This window comes from Spiractinospora alimapuensis (assembly GCF_018437505.1).
GTDB classification, from domain to species: domain Bacteria; phylum Actinomycetota; class Actinomycetes; order Streptosporangiales; family Streptosporangiaceae; genus Spiractinospora; species Spiractinospora alimapuensis.
In genome coordinates this window covers 1,109,113-1,123,900 of the sequence record NZ_CP072467.1, presented here as the reverse complement: position 1 = coordinate 1,123,900, position 14,788 = coordinate 1,109,113, and the positions used below count along the sequence as shown (strand labels likewise).

The following is a 14,788-nucleotide window of genomic DNA, read 5'->3' as shown; positions in this document are numbered from 1 at the left end:
GCCACGGAGGAAGCAGTGAGCACAACCGGACGGCCGGGAGAAACACCGGTGTCCGCGCCGGCGGATCTCAGGGTCGGAATCGTCGCGTCCCGCTGGAACGCCGAGATCGTGGACCTCCTCCTGGCGCACGCCACGGAGGCGGCGACGGAGAGCGGGGTGTCGGCGCCGACGGTGGCCCGGGTCGCCGGTGCGATGGAGATCCCGGTCGTCGCCCAGGAGCTGGCCCGCACCCACGACGCGGTCATCGCTCTGGGCTGCGTCGTGCGGGGGGCGACACCCCACTTCGACTACGTCTGCCAGTCCGTCACGCAGGGGCTCACCCAGGTCGCGCTGGACACGGCGACCGTCGTCGGCAACGGCGTGCTGACCTGTGACACCCAGGAGCAGGCGCGGGAACGCAGCGGCGCGCCGGGGTCGATCGAGGACAAGGGGCGGGACGCCACCCTCGCGGCCATCGACACCGCCACTGTGCTTCGGACGCTGCGCGCCGACGCCCAGAGCCCGGTGGGGGAGTCGGTCCGTGGCTGACGACTCCGCGAACACCACTCTTCCCATGGTGTGGCGGCCTCGCCGCATCCGCGTCGTCATGGGCGTCCTGGCCGTCGCGATCATGGTCACCCTGGTGATCCTCGCGGTGATCCTTCCACCGAACTGGACCATCGTCGACCGCGTCAGCCTCGTGCTGTTGGGCCTTGTTGGCGCGGTCGTCATGGGTTTCCTCGCCCGAGCGAGCATCACCGCCACCGAGGACGGCCTGCGGGTCGTGAACATCATCCGGACGTGGATCCTGGAGTGGCCCGAGATCGTCGACGTCCGCATGCCCGAAGGCGAACCCTGGCCCACCCTCGACCTCGCCGACGGCACGTCCATCGTCGCCATGGGCATCCAACGCAGCGACGGCCCCCGTGCCCAGGACGACCTCGCCCAACTCATCGCTCTCCTCCACGAACGCGGCGAAGCCCAGGAACCGGAGATCTAGTACGGCGACGACAGATCGTGACGTTCGCGTCTTCGGTCATGGCTGATACGGGCTCGCGACCGCCGGGACGGCGTTCGCCCGTGTCGGTTCTCTCGGACAGCCACCCAGGATGCCCGTCACGGATCGCCGTGCGAACCGAAGCCCGGGCCCCTGCTGGGGCAGGATCCGCGAGGCAGCCCCAGTAGGGGCGACAGCCGCTCCCCAACCGAGAGCCTTCGAGGACACAGCACCGAGGCACCAGCCCCAACCCCGGCCGGCGCGGCGTCCTGGCCACGCGGGCCGGGCCTCAACGCGACATCGCCGACAGCCCACTCCTCGTCGGCCCCTCGGGCCTGCGAGGACGTACGGCGCCCGACCCGGCTACTCCCGGAACGCGAGTGGGGAGAATAACCTGGCATCAGGGCGGACGACGAAAGGTGGGAGCACATGGCGGCCGAGCCGGGTGGTACGGAGGCGATCGGCTCTCCCGACGCGTTGGTGCGGTTGCTCGACGCCCAGGACTACCTGGCCGACGAGGGGACCGCGACCGCGGCGTTTCTCGCGCTGCGGATGGGGCGACCGCTCTTCCTGGAGGGAGAGCCGGGCGTCGGGAAGACGGAGCTCGCCAAGGCGATGGCGGGCGTGCTGGGCACCCAGCCCATCCGCCTGCAGTGCTACGAGGGCATCGACGCGAGCCAGGCACTCTACGACTGGGACTACCCCCGCCAGCTTCTGCACCTGCGCGCCGCCCAGGCCGCGGGGGTGCACGACACCCAGGAGCTGGAGCGTGGCCTGTACGACCGCCGGTTCCTGCTGACGCGGCCACTGCTGCGCGCCCTGGGCGGGGAGGATGAGTCCGCTTCCGCCGCGCCCAGTGTCCTCCTCGTCGACGAGATCGACCGCGCCGACGACGAGTTCGAGGCGTTCCTGTTGGAGTTCCTCTCCGACTTCCAGGTGTCGATCCCGGAGTTCGGCACCGTCCGCGCACACACCCCACCCGTGGTGATCCTGACGTCCAACCGGACACGCGAGGTGCACGACGCGCTCAAGCGCCGCTGCCTGTACCACTGGATGGCCCACCCCGGCTTCGAGCGGGAGGTCTCCATCATCCGGCGCCGACTGCCGGAAACCACCGAGGTACTGGCGAAGGAGGTCGCCGCCACGGTGCAGCGCCTGCGCGACCCCGCCGACAACGGTGCCGAGTTGCTCAAGCCCCCCGGAGTCGCCGAGAGTATCGACTGGGCCCAGGCCCTGGCCGCCGTCGGGGCACGACGCCTCACCGCCGACGCCGCCGCCCGCACCCTGGGCGCCCTCCTCAAGCACGTCGAGGACCACGAGACGGTCCGCGCCCGGCTGTCGGCCCTGCTCGACAATCCGGACGCCTCGGTGGTGGGAGCCTAGTCGTGTCCACGGCGCGGGACCACTCGACACCGGAGCCACGCTCCGGCGACCCCGACGTGATGCTGCTGGGGTTCGCCCGCGCGCTGCGCGCCGCCGGCGTTGGAGCGGACCAGCACCGAACCCACACCCTGATCGAAGCCGTCGCCGAACTCGACGTCTCCCGCCCTCGGGACGTCTACTGGGCCGGACGCCTGGCCCTCTGCTCGACCGCCGAAGACGTGGCACGCTACGACGCCTGCTTCGCGTACTACTTCTCCACCGAGCCCCTCCCGCGTCCCACCACCGAGACCGTGGCGGTGCCGCAGGTGCGTCCGGCCATGTGGCAGCCCGAGAGCGCGCCCGGCCAGCAGGAGGAGAGCGACCCCGACGAGGCGACGGCCGCGAGCGACGCCGAGGTGCTGCGCAACCGGGACATCGCCCAACTCAGCGTCCCCGAACGGGCCGAGGTCCAGCGGCTGCTCAGCCTCATCGCGGCACGCCGCCCCAAACGACGCACCCGCCGGCTCACCCCCGCCACCCGGGGACAGCTCGATCTCGGTCGCACGCTGCGCGGAGTCGCCCGGCTCGACGGCGAACCGGTCCGACTGCACTACCGCAACCGCACCGACAAACCACGCCGCGTCGTCCTGATCGTGGACGTCAGTGGGTCCATGTCGCCCTACGCCGACTCGCTGCTGCGCCTCGCCCACGCGGTGGAGCGCGGACATCCCGACCACACCGAGGTCTTCAGCGCGGGAACTCGCCTCACCCGGCTCACCGCGGAGCTTTCCCGCCGGGACCCCGACGCGGCGCTCGCCGCGGCCGGCGCGGCGATCCCCGACTGGAACGGCGGCACCCGTCTGGGCAGCGAACTCAAGGAGTTCCTCGACCGGTTCGGACAACGCGGGATGGCGCGCGGGGCCCTGGTGGTCATCGCCTCCGACGGGTGGGAGCGCGGTGACGCGAGCCTGCTGGGACGACAGATGGCACGTCTGCACCGGCTCGCCCACCGTGTGGTCTGGGCCAACCCACACCGTGGGAAGGCCGGGTACGAGCCGCTGACGGCGGGAATGCAGGCCGCCCTGCCACATATCGACGACTTCGTGGCGGGCCACAGCCTCGCCGCGTTGGAGGAACTGGCCTACGCCATCATCGGGGGACGGGGCGGAGCGCCGAGCCAGCCGCGCCGTCGGCCGCTGGCAGGCTGAGCAAGGGAGCGAACCATGCGTGACATCAGACAACGGGTCGGTGAACTGTTCGGCACCGGCGAAACGTTCGCCCTGGCGACCGTCGTCGACACCTATCACAGCGCCCCCCGGGAGGCCGGGGCGGCGATGGCCGTCTCCAGCTCCGGTGAGGCGGTCGGCAGCGTCTCGGGTGGCTGCGTCGAGGGCGCCGTCTACGAGCTCGCCCAGGAAGTGATGGCGACCGGCGAGCCGGTGCGCCAGAAGTACGGCATCAGCGACGACGACGCGTTCTCCGTCGGCCTCACCTGCGGTGGCACGCTACACGTGCTGGTCGAACCGGTCAGCACCACCCTGTATCCCCAACTGCGACGCGTGATCGAGGCGATCGACGAGCACCGGCCGGTCGCGGTCGCCACCGTCGCCGGGGGCCTCGGTTCGCTCGGTGCGCGCCGGGTCATCTGGCAGGACGCGGCCGAGGGGAGCCTCGGCATCCCCCGACTGGACGACGCCGTGGACGACGACGTGCGCGGCATGCTCGCCCAGGGCCGCACCGGCATCCTGCGGTACGGGGCCGGCGGTGAGCGCCGTGGCGACGAGGTCGAGATCTTCGTGCAGTCCTTCGCGCCGGCGCCACGCATGCTGGTCTTCGGCGCCATCGACTTCGCGGCGGCCGTCGCCAGCGTCGGCTCGTTCCTCGGCTACCGGGTGACGGTGTGCGACGCGCGGCCGGTCTTCGCGACCGCCGCCCGCTTCCCCCGCGCCGACGAGGTCGTGGTGAAGTGGCCGCACGTGTACCTCGGCGAGATCGAGGACGAGGTGGACGAACGCACCGCCATCTGTGTGCTCACCCACGATCCCAAGTTCGACGTGCCGGTCCTGGAGGTCGCTCTGCGCACGTCCGCCGGCTATATCGGCGCGATGGGCAGCCGCCGCACCCACGACGACCGGCTGGCGCGGCTGCGGGAGGCGGGGATCCCCGAGGAACAGCTCGCCCGGCTTCACTCACCCATCGGCCTGGACCTCGGCGCGCGGACGCTTGAGGAGACCGCCGTGTCGATCGCGGCGGAGCTCATCCAGACCCGATGGGGCGGCAGTGGCCGGCCGCTGCACGCCACCGACGGCCGGATCCACGGCGAGCCGATCGCGGCCGGCGGGCGGTGACCGTGCGGATCGCCGGCCTACTGCTCGCCGCCGGCTCCGGAAGCAGACTCGGCACCCCCAAGGCCACCGTCCGGCTCGGTGGCGAACGTCTGGTCGACCGGGGCGTCCGGACGCTGAGCGACGGTGGGTGCGCCCCGATCGTCGTGGTCACGGGAGCCGCCCCCGACCTCACCGTCCCTGGGGCACGCCGCGTGCACAACCCGCTGTGGGACACGGGCATGGGATCGTCCCTGCGTGCGGGTCTCGACGCGATGCCCGAGGGAGCCACCGCGACCGTGGTCGCGCTGGTGGACCAGCCGTTCGTCACCGCGCCCGTCGTGTCCCGCCTACTGCGCGCCTACGCCGACGGCGCGTCGGTCGCCGTCGCCGCCTACGAGGGCGCGCCGCGCAACCCGGTGCTGATCGGCCGTGAGCACTGGGCCGCCGTAGGGGAGTCGGCGGCCGGCGACGTCGGAGCCCGGGCCTTCCTCCGGGCGAACCCCGACCTGGTGACCTACGTGGAGTGCGGAGATCTCGCGGACCCGAGCGACATCGACACGGTGGAGGACCTCGCCCGGGCGCGCGCCGCTGTGAACTTGTTCGATTAGAAGGGTCAGTTGTAGTGATAGCGGGCCTGGAGAATCACGATGTCCTCGTCGTCCACCAGATAGACGAGTCTGTGCTCTTCACTGATGCGTCGCGACCAGGCACCGGCGAACGCGTGCCGCAGCGGTTCAGGTTTGCCGATGCCTTCGAAGGGATCTCTCAGGATGTCGTCGATCAACCGGTTGATGCGTTTCAGAGTTGATCGGTCCGCCGAGAGCCAGTGGGTGTAGTCCTCCCAACCGTGGGGAGTGAAAACCACTCTCACTCGGCTAGGGAGTGCTCGTGGCGTTCATCGCGCCGTGCTTGGGCCAGGCTCTCCAGCAGGCGGCGGGCGTTCGCCGGAGACCGGAGCAGATGCGCGGTCTCTTCCAGGGCTTCGTAGTCTTCCTTGGAGATCAGTACGGCATCACCCCGGCGGGACGTGATTTCCACGGGTGCTCGGTCGTCGTTGACCTTTTCGATGAGTGGGAAGAGGTGCTTGCGCGCCTCGGACGCGGTGATTGCCATGTGTTCCTCCTGGATGGTACTAAATATGGTACCACTGGATGGTTGTTGTCGCAGGTACTCCATGGCCGCGCGACAGGACGACATCGCGGACCCGAGCGACATCGACACGGTGGAGGACCTCGCCCGGGCGCGGATCACTTTGGTGGGCTAGAAGGCTGAGCGCTCAGCACCACACCACGAATCCACCGACCCGGTCGGCGAAACGTTCGGGCGTGGACAGGCTGAGGATGGACCGGTCGCCGATCCCGCGCGCGACGGCTCCGCCTTCGGGATTCGTCGCCCCGTAGTAGGCGTGCTCGGTGTCGTCGGTCTCGTCGTCCACATAGACGTCGATGTAGAACGCACGCGGCCGGTCCGGAAAGGCGCCGTCCGGCTGATCGTGGTAGACAGAAGGTCCGGAAGGTGTGTGGTCGTCGGTCACGGCGAATCCCCTTTCGGTAACACCGCCCGGGGCGCCGAGGGGTTCAATCTCATGAGCCCCGGGCGGTGGATTTAGCGGCGGCAGTCACCACCGCCCGATTTCTCCCAACTCCCAGTGAGACTGCGCTCACCTAGTGCTAGAGTGGCACCTGCTGACATGCTTCGCAAGATTGCTCGGAAAACTTGGGGATAAATCTTGAGGTGATCATGGCTGCTCCTCCCAACGCGACACTTAGGGCTCGATGGCTCGGCAAGATTCTTCGAGAGCTGCGCGAAGAGAACTCCCTCACCTTGAAGGAAGCGTCTGACCACATACGTCGGAGTACCGCGACCCTGAGTCGATACGAGTCCGGGATACTGCCCTCGCCAAGCAACGAAGTCGTGGAGTTGATGAACCTGTACGGCGTAGGCGAGGCCAGCCAGCGGGCGTTGATCCTTCGCCTGGCCGAGGAAATCGCCAAGACCGGGTGGTGGGAGCGGTATCACAAGGACGTCTACAGCAGCACCTTCGACTGGGTCTGGCTGGAAAGCCAGGCGGAGCGCCTTCGCGTGTTCAACCCCTCGGTGCTGCCAGGACTGCTCCAGACCAGTGACTACGCGGAGCGTCTCATCCGGATTGATGATCCGACCGTTCCCGAGCAGCAGATCGAGCGGTGGGTCAGTGTGCGGATGGCGCGCCAGGAAGTGTTGGCGCGTGACTCGCTGTCGGCCACCTTTGTCATCGATGAAGCCGCGCTGCGTCGTCCGGTGGGTGGCGCGTTCGCGATGCGCCGCCAGTTGAGTCACATGATTGAAGTCGGTCGACGGGATCAGATTGACCTCCGCGTTCTACCTTTCGTGGCTGGCGAATACCCTGGCCCAAAAGGGACTTTCATGCTCGTCAAGATGCCTGACCCGTTTCCCGAGGTCGTCGCGATCGATTCCGCTGCCGGCAATATATTCCTCGAGGCCGATGATGTTCGTGAGTTTGCGAATGCGTACGAGCGCTTGCACCAAGCGTGTCTTGACGCTGAGGAATCCCGCGCGTTCATGATGCACATTGAGAAGGAACTGTCATGAGTACTCAATTCACCTGGGAGAGCAGCAGCGCTAGCTCCAACCGCCGTGGCGACTGCGTCGAGGTGGGGTGGCGCACCAGCAGCTACAGCGTCGACACGAACGGCCGCTGTGTCGAGGTGGGTCGTGGTGTGACGGAGGCGCCGGGGATCGCGGTGCGGGACACCAAGAACCGTGCCCAGGGCTACCTGTTGTTCCCGCACGCCGAGTGGGCCGCCTTCGTCCGCGCCGCCCGCCGGGACGAGCTGTAGCGCGCACGCCGCCCGGCACGTGAAAGGCGGGGGTGTGGTCTGGTCAGTGCCGCTCGTCGGTGAGGATGAGGGGGCGGCCGGGCTGGTCGCGAGTCGTAGGGAGGCGAGGGAACATGGCGCACAGCGTGACCGCTGGTACCGAGATCACCACCGAGGCGGAGCTGCGCGAGGTGATCCCCGAGCCGATCGAGGCCGCGTGGACGAAGGAGCGGGCGAGTCTCTCCCCGACGGACCGCATGTGGTTGGCGCACAGCCCGTTCTGTCTGGTGGCCACCGCCGACGCCCAGGGCAACTGCGACGTCTCGCCCAAGGGCGACCCGGCGGGCTCGCTCGCGCACGTGCTGGACGACTCGACGATCGCCATCCCGGAGCGTCCCGGGAACCGTCGCGTCGACTCGCTGCGCAACATCCTGGAGAATCCCCACGTCGGCATGGTGTTCGTCGTGCCGGGGCGTGGGGACACCCTGCGGATCAACGGTCGGGCACGCCTCGTGCGCGACGCCCCGTTCCTCGACGACATGGTGGTCAAGGGCCACCGGCCGCCGCTGGCGGTCGTAGTTGACATCGACACCATCTACCACCACTGCGCCAAGGCGTTCATGCGCAGCGACCTGTGGAACCCCGAGAGCTGGCGGCCCGACGCCATCCCCACCCGCGCCCAGCTCGCCAAGCGGCTGGAGCGCCCCGAGGAGTCGCTGGAGAACCTCGAGTTGTACTACGGGCCGGGCTACGCCAAGTACCTGTACTGAGTCACTCCCGACGTTCGCGGAGCCCCCCGAATCCACTGGTACGGTGCCTCTCCGGTGGCGAACGACGACGGGAGGAAGGCTCTGTGCGGGACGTGGCAGGACACGAGGTCAGCACGGCTCAGATGACGCGGGCGCTCGGCGATATCAGGGATCGGACCTGGGACCACTGGTTCACGATGCGCTACACCAGCGCCTCGCCGGACAAGATACTCCAGACCAGCGACGACCTGCTCGACCACGTCGCCGCCCGCATCGCGAGCGGCGCCTCGGCGGAGGAGACTACCCGGCTCGCTCTCTCCACGGCCGCGGAGTGCTCGCTGGGGGCGCTCTCGGTGAGCTGTTTTCCCGAAGGCGACCAGGAGATCCTGTTTCCCCTCCTTGAGGAGAGCCTCACCAGCGAGGAGATCGTCTTCGCCAACTCGGTGTCATGGGCCCCCAACGCCCGAACGTGGATCGACACCTTTCAGATGTCCGTGGTGAGCGGCCTGGTGTGGGACTGGCACCGCGTGATCGGCCTGTTGCTGCGCGAGGACTACGCGCCCATGATCCACGAAGGCGTGCCGTACTCGTCGTTCGACTCGATCTCCGACGCCGCGGACCTCGACGTGATGGACACCCTCTCGACCTACCTGCGGAGCGCCAGCGGAAACCTGCCGAGTGACTGGCCCACCGTCCCGCTATGCAAGCCCGAGGACTCCGAGCGTGCCGAGGCGGCGGGGCGCCTGGACGCGGCCGGCCCGTTGACCCCCGACCAACGCCTGCTCCGGGTGCTCCTCGACGACGACCAGCACACGTTCGAGGAGGCGCTCGTCGCCCGCCTGGTCGAGCACCGGGAAACGGCGGAGGCGATGGACGACCCCGCGCCCAGGACCCTCCTGCCGCTCGGTCCCCTCACCCTGGCCGTGCTCGCCGTCCAGGTGCACGGGTGGGAGCTCACGGTCCGATCGCCGTATCTGCCTCGGGACCTCCTCGGCGACACCGACGCGATGCGGCGGGCGGCGGACACCAACCAGAACAACCTCGGCGGCTGGCACGCCAAGTACTAGTCGCGCCCTCGGAGCGGGGCGACTGCGCGGATGCCGTGCGTCGACGTGGTCGTCTCCCCGGCGCCCAAGGTGATCACGTCGGTGCCGGAGGCGAACGCGTTGGGCGGGCACGTCATCGGCTCCACGGCGAGACCACGGCGATGGAGCGGGTGACCGGGGCGTTCGGCGCTGAAGGCCTGGATCCACCCGTAGGTCGCGTCCGCCCACAGCGCGACCGCCCGGTCCTCTCCGGAGAGGGTGACCCACGCCCGTCCCTCGTCGTCGCGTTCCGTCACCGTGGTGAAGGCCGTGTCCAGCACCGTCGACCCGACTCGACGCGGGGCGCGGAAGTCCAGCTCCGTGTTCGCGACCGGCGGCGCGTCTCCGGTGGGGATCATTCGGTCGTCGACGGCAAGGTGGGTCGCGGCCGGCAGGTGGAGCGTCGTGTCGTCCACCGCCCCACCCACGGTGAGGAAGCTGTGCGTCCCGTTTCCGTAGGGCGCGGGCTCCGCCCCGAGGTTGACGGCGGTCACGGCGACCCGCAGCCCGGCGTCAGCGTCGAGTGTGTAGGTGACCTCGAGGTCCAGATCCCACGGATACCCCGGCGCCCCGGCCAGCCGACACCCCAACCCCACGGACCGCTCGTCACGCGCGCGCACCGTCCACTCCCGGTGCCGCGCGAGCCCATGGATCGCGTTGCCCCGCCCCGGCTCGGTGACCTCCAGTTGGTGCTCCACACCCCCGAAGAAGTACCGCCCCCCGTCAACCCGGTTCGGCCAGGGAACCAACACCTCACCCTGACTCATCACCGGCCCCACAGCGGGATCCACCGGCAACACCAGGTCCACACCCTCCCGCGTGAGAGAACACAGCGTGGCACCAGCGCGGCTCACGAACGCGGAATAGGGACCAGCGGTGAGCCCCAGAAACGGGGAAACGGGGGGAGCGCTCATTCGGGGAATTCTATAGCCGACGCCCATCGGAGCACCGGGAGGTGTGGCATCGGCTTGGTCAAGTTCGCGTCCCGCGGTCGATCGGTGGGACCAGGCGATCGGCGACTGTGGCCTGCGAAGGCGGGTACTGGTTCGTGCTTCGGCTCCTCGTCGCAGACGGACCGCACCCCCGAACCAGTGATCGAAGGAGGGGCGGCCGATTCCTGGATCTCCTCAGGCGATACCTTCGCACCCCCTTCTCAGCCCGCTGCCCAGAACTTCAGCGAGCTCGGTGCTTCCAATGGCTCGCTATGCGGGTGGCGACGCGCGTTGATTGGGATGTGATTGCCGAGCGCCTCGGCGCACAACCGCCGCCAGCGGTCCTGTCGCTTGGTGCTTTCGGTACCGCGCATGAGCGTGGCGTGCCACTCCTCGATCAGCCAGTAGTTGTGCCGGTGGGCGATCTGCTCGTCCGCGGCCTCTGTGAACGTGGTGACCGGGCGTCCTCGCTCGCCAAACTCAATGCTGCCCCGAGCGCATTCCGGGCACCGGCACCGCGGGACCTGACTGGTCTGACTGAGCATTGTCGAAAAGCGCTGACCATCGACGTAGTGCATCAGGTCAGGCACAAGAACCTCCGGTGGCCCACTCCGGGGGCCGGTGGAGGAAAGGCCCGGGGGAGGGGTTCGTCGTGTGGCGGCGGACACGCCAATCGAGGCGAACTCCGCGCCGTGGACCAAGGCGTCCAAGCCAGCGAGACCGGTGCGCAGAAGCGCGAGCCCGGGAACCGAGGTGACGATCTCCCGCAAGTGCTGGGCCCGGTCGAGCTTCTCCAACGGGTCATCATCGTCGCCCAGGATGAGTGCCTTCGGTCCGGGGGTATCGACGAGAACGGTGATCAGCTCCCGGTAGTGCGGGGAGTCCAACCACGTGTGGTCGACGGGCACGGCAAAGACGATGTCCGGTGCCGCGATCTCCGCAGCGGCGTGCGCGGCGTTGTGCAGACACCGATATGGCTCTGGATAGAGGTACCTGGTAGGGGTGAGGCTCACCTGCGCGTGACGGCGCGCGGGCTGCAGGCGTATGGAGGCGGCGCGCATCTCGCGGCTCAGCGCAAAGAGCGCTGGTTGCTCGTCGGGTCGAGCGATCTCTCGCGCATAGACCGCCGGGTCGTAGATGATCGGTCCGGTGAAGGCCCCATCGTCGGCGACCTGCTCGAGGTAGGCGGAAGCGTGGACGCCATCGTCGTCAGAGACGATGAGCCCGCCGATATCGGGGCTGACCAAGTCCAGCGGATCATCGCCGGGGCATGCCCGCGGCGAAGGACTCACGTGCAGGAAGAGACGTCCGGGCGGTTCGGTGAAGAAGGCACCGGTGGCTGTGTGCTCTGGCACAGCACCCCCAGGGGCGTGTGTCCAATCCGAATCAACGCGATCCGGAGCTTATTGAGGAGTCACTCCTCCCCAGTGAAGGAACTTCCCTCCAGATGCGGCAAGTCTCCGGAAGGAAACAGTGTCCTGGCCGAGCGGTGAGGAGGTCTGGGATATGGGCGGTCACGTGACAGCGAGGAGGGTCATCACAAACGCGAGAAAGATAAAGGTCAACAGGGCGATGGTGGCGTGGGTAGAGAGAATCATTAGCCTCAGATTCAGGACTTTTAATGCTATAAAGCAGATTCAGAACTATCTTAGTGTATCAAGCGGCCGTCCGGTGCTCGCCACTCGCCAGAAGGACCACCCGTTCCTGTTCGGGCTGGCGTTGGGGTTGAGGTGTTCCACTACGGCGATCGCGGCTGTGCTGGGCTTGCTAAACGTCTCCCCGGACCAGGGGGAGGAAGTGATCGCCAAGGTGTGGGTGGCCGGGTCGAACTCCGCCTCGACGCGGGTCTTCTGATACACGGTGAAGACGGTGACCGTGGTGGCGTTGGTATTCGTTTTTTCCCCCGCCTCGTGGAGCCGCTCCAGCAGTCGGGCGATGACCTCGCCCTTCGAGATGCCCTCCCACGAGGCGAGGAGTTCGAGTCTGTCGTCAGTCTTCTGGGTGATCTCCACGTGGGGCATGGAGGGCAGTTTACTCGATAATCCGGTAAAGCGCTAATAGTACTCTAGCAGGATCGTGCCCGTTCCGGTGTGACTCGACGAGGCTATGCCCGGCAGGCACTCGCGGTCCCCGACCGGGAGGCGAGTGCGCCGTCGCCCCGCGAGAGGCCGTCGGTGGTACCGAGCGGTAGAACGCGGTTCGAGCCCTAGCTATCGGTAGGGGACCCGTCCGGCCAACGGGTGGGACAGACCGGTCAGTTCCCCAGATCGGCCAGGAATGGGCTGGGAGCACCATGCCAGGTCACGCTGAGGCGCTCGCGGGCGCGGGTGCACGCCACGTACAGTAGGCAGCGCTCGCGCAGCAGGTCACGGGCGTGCGCCCCGGAATCCTGCGCCTCCGATGTGAGGCTGCGCGGGGCGGGGAGATGGTCGGCGCCGGCACCGACGACAGCCAGGCAGCGGAACTCCAACCCCTTCATCCGATGCATGGTGCCCACGGCGATCGACTCGCTGGGCTCGCCGGAGCGGGCCAGAAGCCGCACCGGAACCCCGGTTCGCTCCAAGGCCGCCGCAGCCTGCTCGGCCAGCCTGTTGGAGCGAGCGGCCACGCCGATCTCTCCGGGCAGCACCCCGTCCTCACGCCACTGGCGCACAGTGGAGGCGAGGTGATCCAGCTCGCGCTCCCAGGTGGATAAGGCCGCGGTTTGCGGCGGGGCGCCGCGCATCTCCGAGCGGTACCCGGCCAACGATTCCAGACCGCCGTCCAGGTCGTCCACCGGCTCGCCGCGGACGACCCCAAGGCTCCAGCCGAGGATCTGGGCGGTGGTGCGGTAGTTGACCCGAAGCTTGGTGGAGCGGCCCCGGATGTTCACGCCGACTTCGGAGAGGGTCACCTGCGGGCCGTAGACGCGCTGGTGGGTGTCGCCCGTGATGAAGAGGTCATCACCGGCCTCGGGTGCCGCGGCGCGCAGCAGGCGCCACTGGAGCGCGCCCAGATCCTGGGCCTCGTCCACCACCACGTGGCGGAACTCGGGCTTAGCGCGCGCGGTGAGCAGCCGCTCCGCCTCCTCGCACACCGTCTCGTGTGTCCACAGCCCGCGCTCGTCGAGCAGGCGCCGGAACTCGTCGACCGCCTGCCACACCCGGGACTTCACCGTCGGGTTCAACGCTCGCCCGCGCCCGGTGCGCTTCGCCGCGAGGTAGTCAGGCGCCGAGGACACCCGGCGGGCCAGCACCACCTGGCGCCACTCCTCGGCGAGGAAGGCGGGCGGGAGGTCGTCTCGCAGCCCGGCGGTGATCTGCTCCCACAGCTTCTGCTCGGCGGTGTTGTCCAGCAGCGTGGGCCTGCCGTGCTCGGCGCGGAAGACGCGATGGGCGAGCCGGTCCACGTGCTCCACCCGAACGCGCTGAAGTGCCTCGGTGTCCCCGGAGGACTCGGCCAGCAGACGCAGGCTGCGCTCCAACTGCTCGGCGAGGGTGGAGGTAAAGGTGGTCAGCAGCACCATGCCGGCGCCCCGCTGGGCGAGGCGGAACGCGCGGTGCAGCGCCACCACGGTCTTGCCGGTGCCCGGCCCTCCGCCGACGCGGGCGGGACCGCGGTAGGTCGCCTCCACCACGGAGCGTTGGGCGGGGTGCAGGTAGATGCGCCACAGTTCGAAGGGGTCGGCCAGCACGGCCAGCAGATCGGACGGTCCGTCCACCAACAGCACCCGGTCGCCGCTGCGGCGGACCGCGGCGTCCAGATCCTCGGTGTCGAAGTCCTGGCCCGCGGAGATCGCCGCGCCCAGCTCCTGCCAAACGTCCTCGGGGCTCATGCCGGCCGCCAGCCCGTAGAGCACCTCCCACTGGACCTGAGGCAGCAGGGCGCGGGCGGCCTCCAGTTGGAAGTCGTCGGTCAGCGCCCGAGCAAAGGCCAGGGTCTGCTCGTCCACCCCCAGCCGTCGCATGTCCGCGTCGCCAATGTGGTCGAACAACCTCCCCTGGCGCTTGCTCGCCATCCGCTCCAACTGAGGCATAGAGGCATCGATGGCGGCCACGTCGCGGATCTCGATCCGGCCGGTCGCGGTGTTGACCGAGGCGCGCCGCCGCCGCACCCACTCATAGGCGTCGTCGTGCGGCAGCACCGCGAGCAGGGTGTAGGTGTCGCCGGATTCCGGGGCCAGCACCACGCCGCGCCAGAATCGATCGATGCGGATGGTGCGGAAAGGAGAGCCCTTGAGCCCGCTGATCTTCTCCAGGTGCGCGCCGGCGTGCACGGCGTTCTCGAACTTCTCGAAGGCCTCGCTGACCCGCATCTGTACGGTCTTCTCGAGCTTGGCGAAGTCGGTCAGAAAGTCCCGGTATAGGGCGAGCTGTGCCACGGCTGTCACCTTGTGGAAGTCGGGCGCGGGGGGTAAGGGGGAAGTCGGATCGCGGTCCTCAGCGACCCGGCGACTCGTAGGGGTCACGTGAGCGGTCAGCGTAACGCGGTTTGTCGAGGGTGGAGGGCCGCGGCCGGTGCCAAGCGCACCGGCGCTCTTCGGGCGCGAACCGGGCAGC

General features: G+C 68.8%; 17 protein-coding genes. 10 read left to right on the top strand and 7 right to left on the bottom strand.

Annotation, left to right across the window (positions count from 1 at the left end; translation table 11 throughout):
- Positions 1-15: 15 nt before the first annotated feature.
- From ribH to J4H86_RS05185, 6 genes are all read left to right on the top strand, one after another.
- Positions 16-528 carry a 6,7-dimethyl-8-ribityllumazine synthase gene (gene ribH, locus J4H86_RS05210; RefSeq protein WP_236542369.1) on the top strand — a complete coding sequence of 171 codons (513 nt, stop codon included), beginning with the start codon at positions 16-18 and terminating at the stop codon, positions 526-528.
- Positions 521-979: a PH domain-containing protein gene (locus J4H86_RS05205; RefSeq protein WP_330932491.1), complete on the top strand. Its 459-nt coding sequence runs from the start codon at positions 521-523 to the stop codon at positions 977-979. Before ribH ends, J4H86_RS05205 begins: the two co-directional genes overlap by 8 nt.
- Positions 980-1,405: 426 nt before the next feature.
- Entirely contained in the window at positions 1,406-2,359 is a 954-nt protein-coding gene (locus J4H86_RS05200; protein WP_236542368.1) for an AAA family ATPase, read from the top strand.
- A 2-nt stretch (positions 2,360-2,361) separates the two neighbouring features.
- Positions 2,362-3,546 carry a vWA domain-containing protein gene (locus J4H86_RS05195; protein WP_236542367.1) on the top strand — a complete coding sequence of 395 codons (1,185 nt, stop codon included), beginning with the start codon at positions 2,362-2,364 and terminating at the stop codon, positions 3,544-3,546.
- Between the two features lie 15 nt (positions 3,547-3,561).
- Positions 3,562-4,686, top strand: coding sequence for an XdhC family protein (locus J4H86_RS05190; protein ID WP_236542366.1), 1,125 nt, complete (start codon positions 3,562-3,564; stop codon positions 4,684-4,686).
- 8 nt (positions 4,687-4,694) lie between these two features.
- Positions 4,695-5,273 carry a nucleotidyltransferase family protein gene (locus J4H86_RS05185; protein ID WP_394356500.1) on the top strand — a complete coding sequence of 193 codons (579 nt, stop codon included), beginning with the start codon at positions 4,695-4,697 and terminating at the stop codon, positions 5,271-5,273.
- A gap of 5 nt (positions 5,274-5,278) precedes the next feature.
- Here the strand turns inward: J4H86_RS05185 and J4H86_RS05180 are convergent, their stop codons facing one another.
- The 3 genes from J4H86_RS05180 to J4H86_RS05170 form a co-directional block, all read right to left on the bottom strand.
- Positions 5,279-5,536 (bottom strand): Txe/YoeB family addiction module toxin, encoded by a 258-nt coding sequence (locus J4H86_RS05180; RefSeq protein ID WP_236542364.1) that lies wholly within the window; start codon positions 5,534-5,536, stop codon positions 5,279-5,281.
- Positions 5,533-5,778: a type II toxin-antitoxin system Phd/YefM family antitoxin gene (locus J4H86_RS05175; RefSeq protein WP_236542363.1), complete on the bottom strand. Its 246-nt coding sequence runs from the start codon at positions 5,776-5,778 to the stop codon at positions 5,533-5,535. The genes J4H86_RS05180 and J4H86_RS05175 overlap by 4 nt, the downstream gene beginning before the upstream one ends.
- A gap of 163 nt (positions 5,779-5,941) precedes the next feature.
- A complete protein-coding gene (locus J4H86_RS05170; RefSeq protein WP_236542362.1) occupies positions 5,942-6,199 on the bottom strand; it encodes a hypothetical protein in 258 nt (85 codons plus the stop codon).
- Between the two features lie 206 nt (positions 6,200-6,405).
- On the opposite strand from J4H86_RS05170, the gene J4H86_RS05165 reads away from it, so the two are divergent.
- The 4 genes from J4H86_RS05165 (at position 6,406) to J4H86_RS05150 (ending at position 9,300) form a co-directional block, all read left to right on the top strand.
- Positions 6,406-7,257 carry a helix-turn-helix domain-containing protein gene (locus tag J4H86_RS05165; RefSeq protein WP_269134574.1) on the top strand — a complete coding sequence of 284 codons (852 nt, stop codon included), beginning with the start codon at positions 6,406-6,408 and terminating at the stop codon, positions 7,255-7,257.
- Positions 7,254-7,505, top strand: a complete 252-nt coding sequence (locus J4H86_RS05160; RefSeq protein WP_236542361.1) for a DUF397 domain-containing protein — start codon at positions 7,254-7,256, stop codon at positions 7,503-7,505. Before J4H86_RS05165 ends, J4H86_RS05160 begins: the two co-directional genes overlap by 4 nt.
- A 113-nt stretch (positions 7,506-7,618) precedes the next feature.
- Positions 7,619-8,254, top strand: coding sequence for a pyridoxamine 5'-phosphate oxidase family protein (locus J4H86_RS05155; RefSeq protein ID WP_236542360.1), 636 nt, complete (start codon positions 7,619-7,621; stop codon positions 8,252-8,254).
- Between the two features lie 83 nt (positions 8,255-8,337).
- Positions 8,338-9,300, top strand: coding sequence for an immunity 49 family protein (locus J4H86_RS05150; protein ID WP_236542359.1), 963 nt, complete (start codon positions 8,338-8,340; stop codon positions 9,298-9,300).
- Here the strand turns inward: J4H86_RS05150 and J4H86_RS05145 are convergent.
- The 4 genes from J4H86_RS05145 to J4H86_RS05130 all read right to left on the bottom strand — a co-directional run bounded on the left by J4H86_RS05145 (position 9,297) and on the right by J4H86_RS05130 (position 14,610).
- Positions 9,297-10,232, bottom strand: coding sequence for an aldose 1-epimerase family protein (locus J4H86_RS05145; RefSeq protein ID WP_236542358.1), 936 nt, complete (start codon positions 10,230-10,232; stop codon positions 9,297-9,299). The genes J4H86_RS05150 and J4H86_RS05145 overlap by 4 nt on opposite strands.
- 239 nt (positions 10,233-10,471) lie before the next feature.
- The gene (locus tag J4H86_RS05140) at positions 10,472-11,605 is read right to left on the bottom strand and encodes a hypothetical protein (RefSeq protein WP_236542357.1); all 1,134 of its coding nucleotides are present in this window, start codon (positions 11,603-11,605) and stop codon (positions 10,472-10,474) included.
- Between the two features lie 288 nt (positions 11,606-11,893).
- Positions 11,894-12,271 (bottom strand): hypothetical protein, encoded by a 378-nt coding sequence (locus tag J4H86_RS05135; RefSeq protein ID WP_236542356.1) that lies wholly within the window; start codon positions 12,269-12,271, stop codon positions 11,894-11,896.
- 233 nt (positions 12,272-12,504) lie between these two features.
- Positions 12,505-14,610 (bottom strand): UvrD-helicase domain-containing protein, encoded by a 2,106-nt coding sequence (locus J4H86_RS05130; RefSeq protein ID WP_236542355.1) that lies wholly within the window; start codon positions 14,608-14,610, stop codon positions 12,505-12,507.
- Positions 14,611-14,788: the final 178 nt, after the last annotated feature.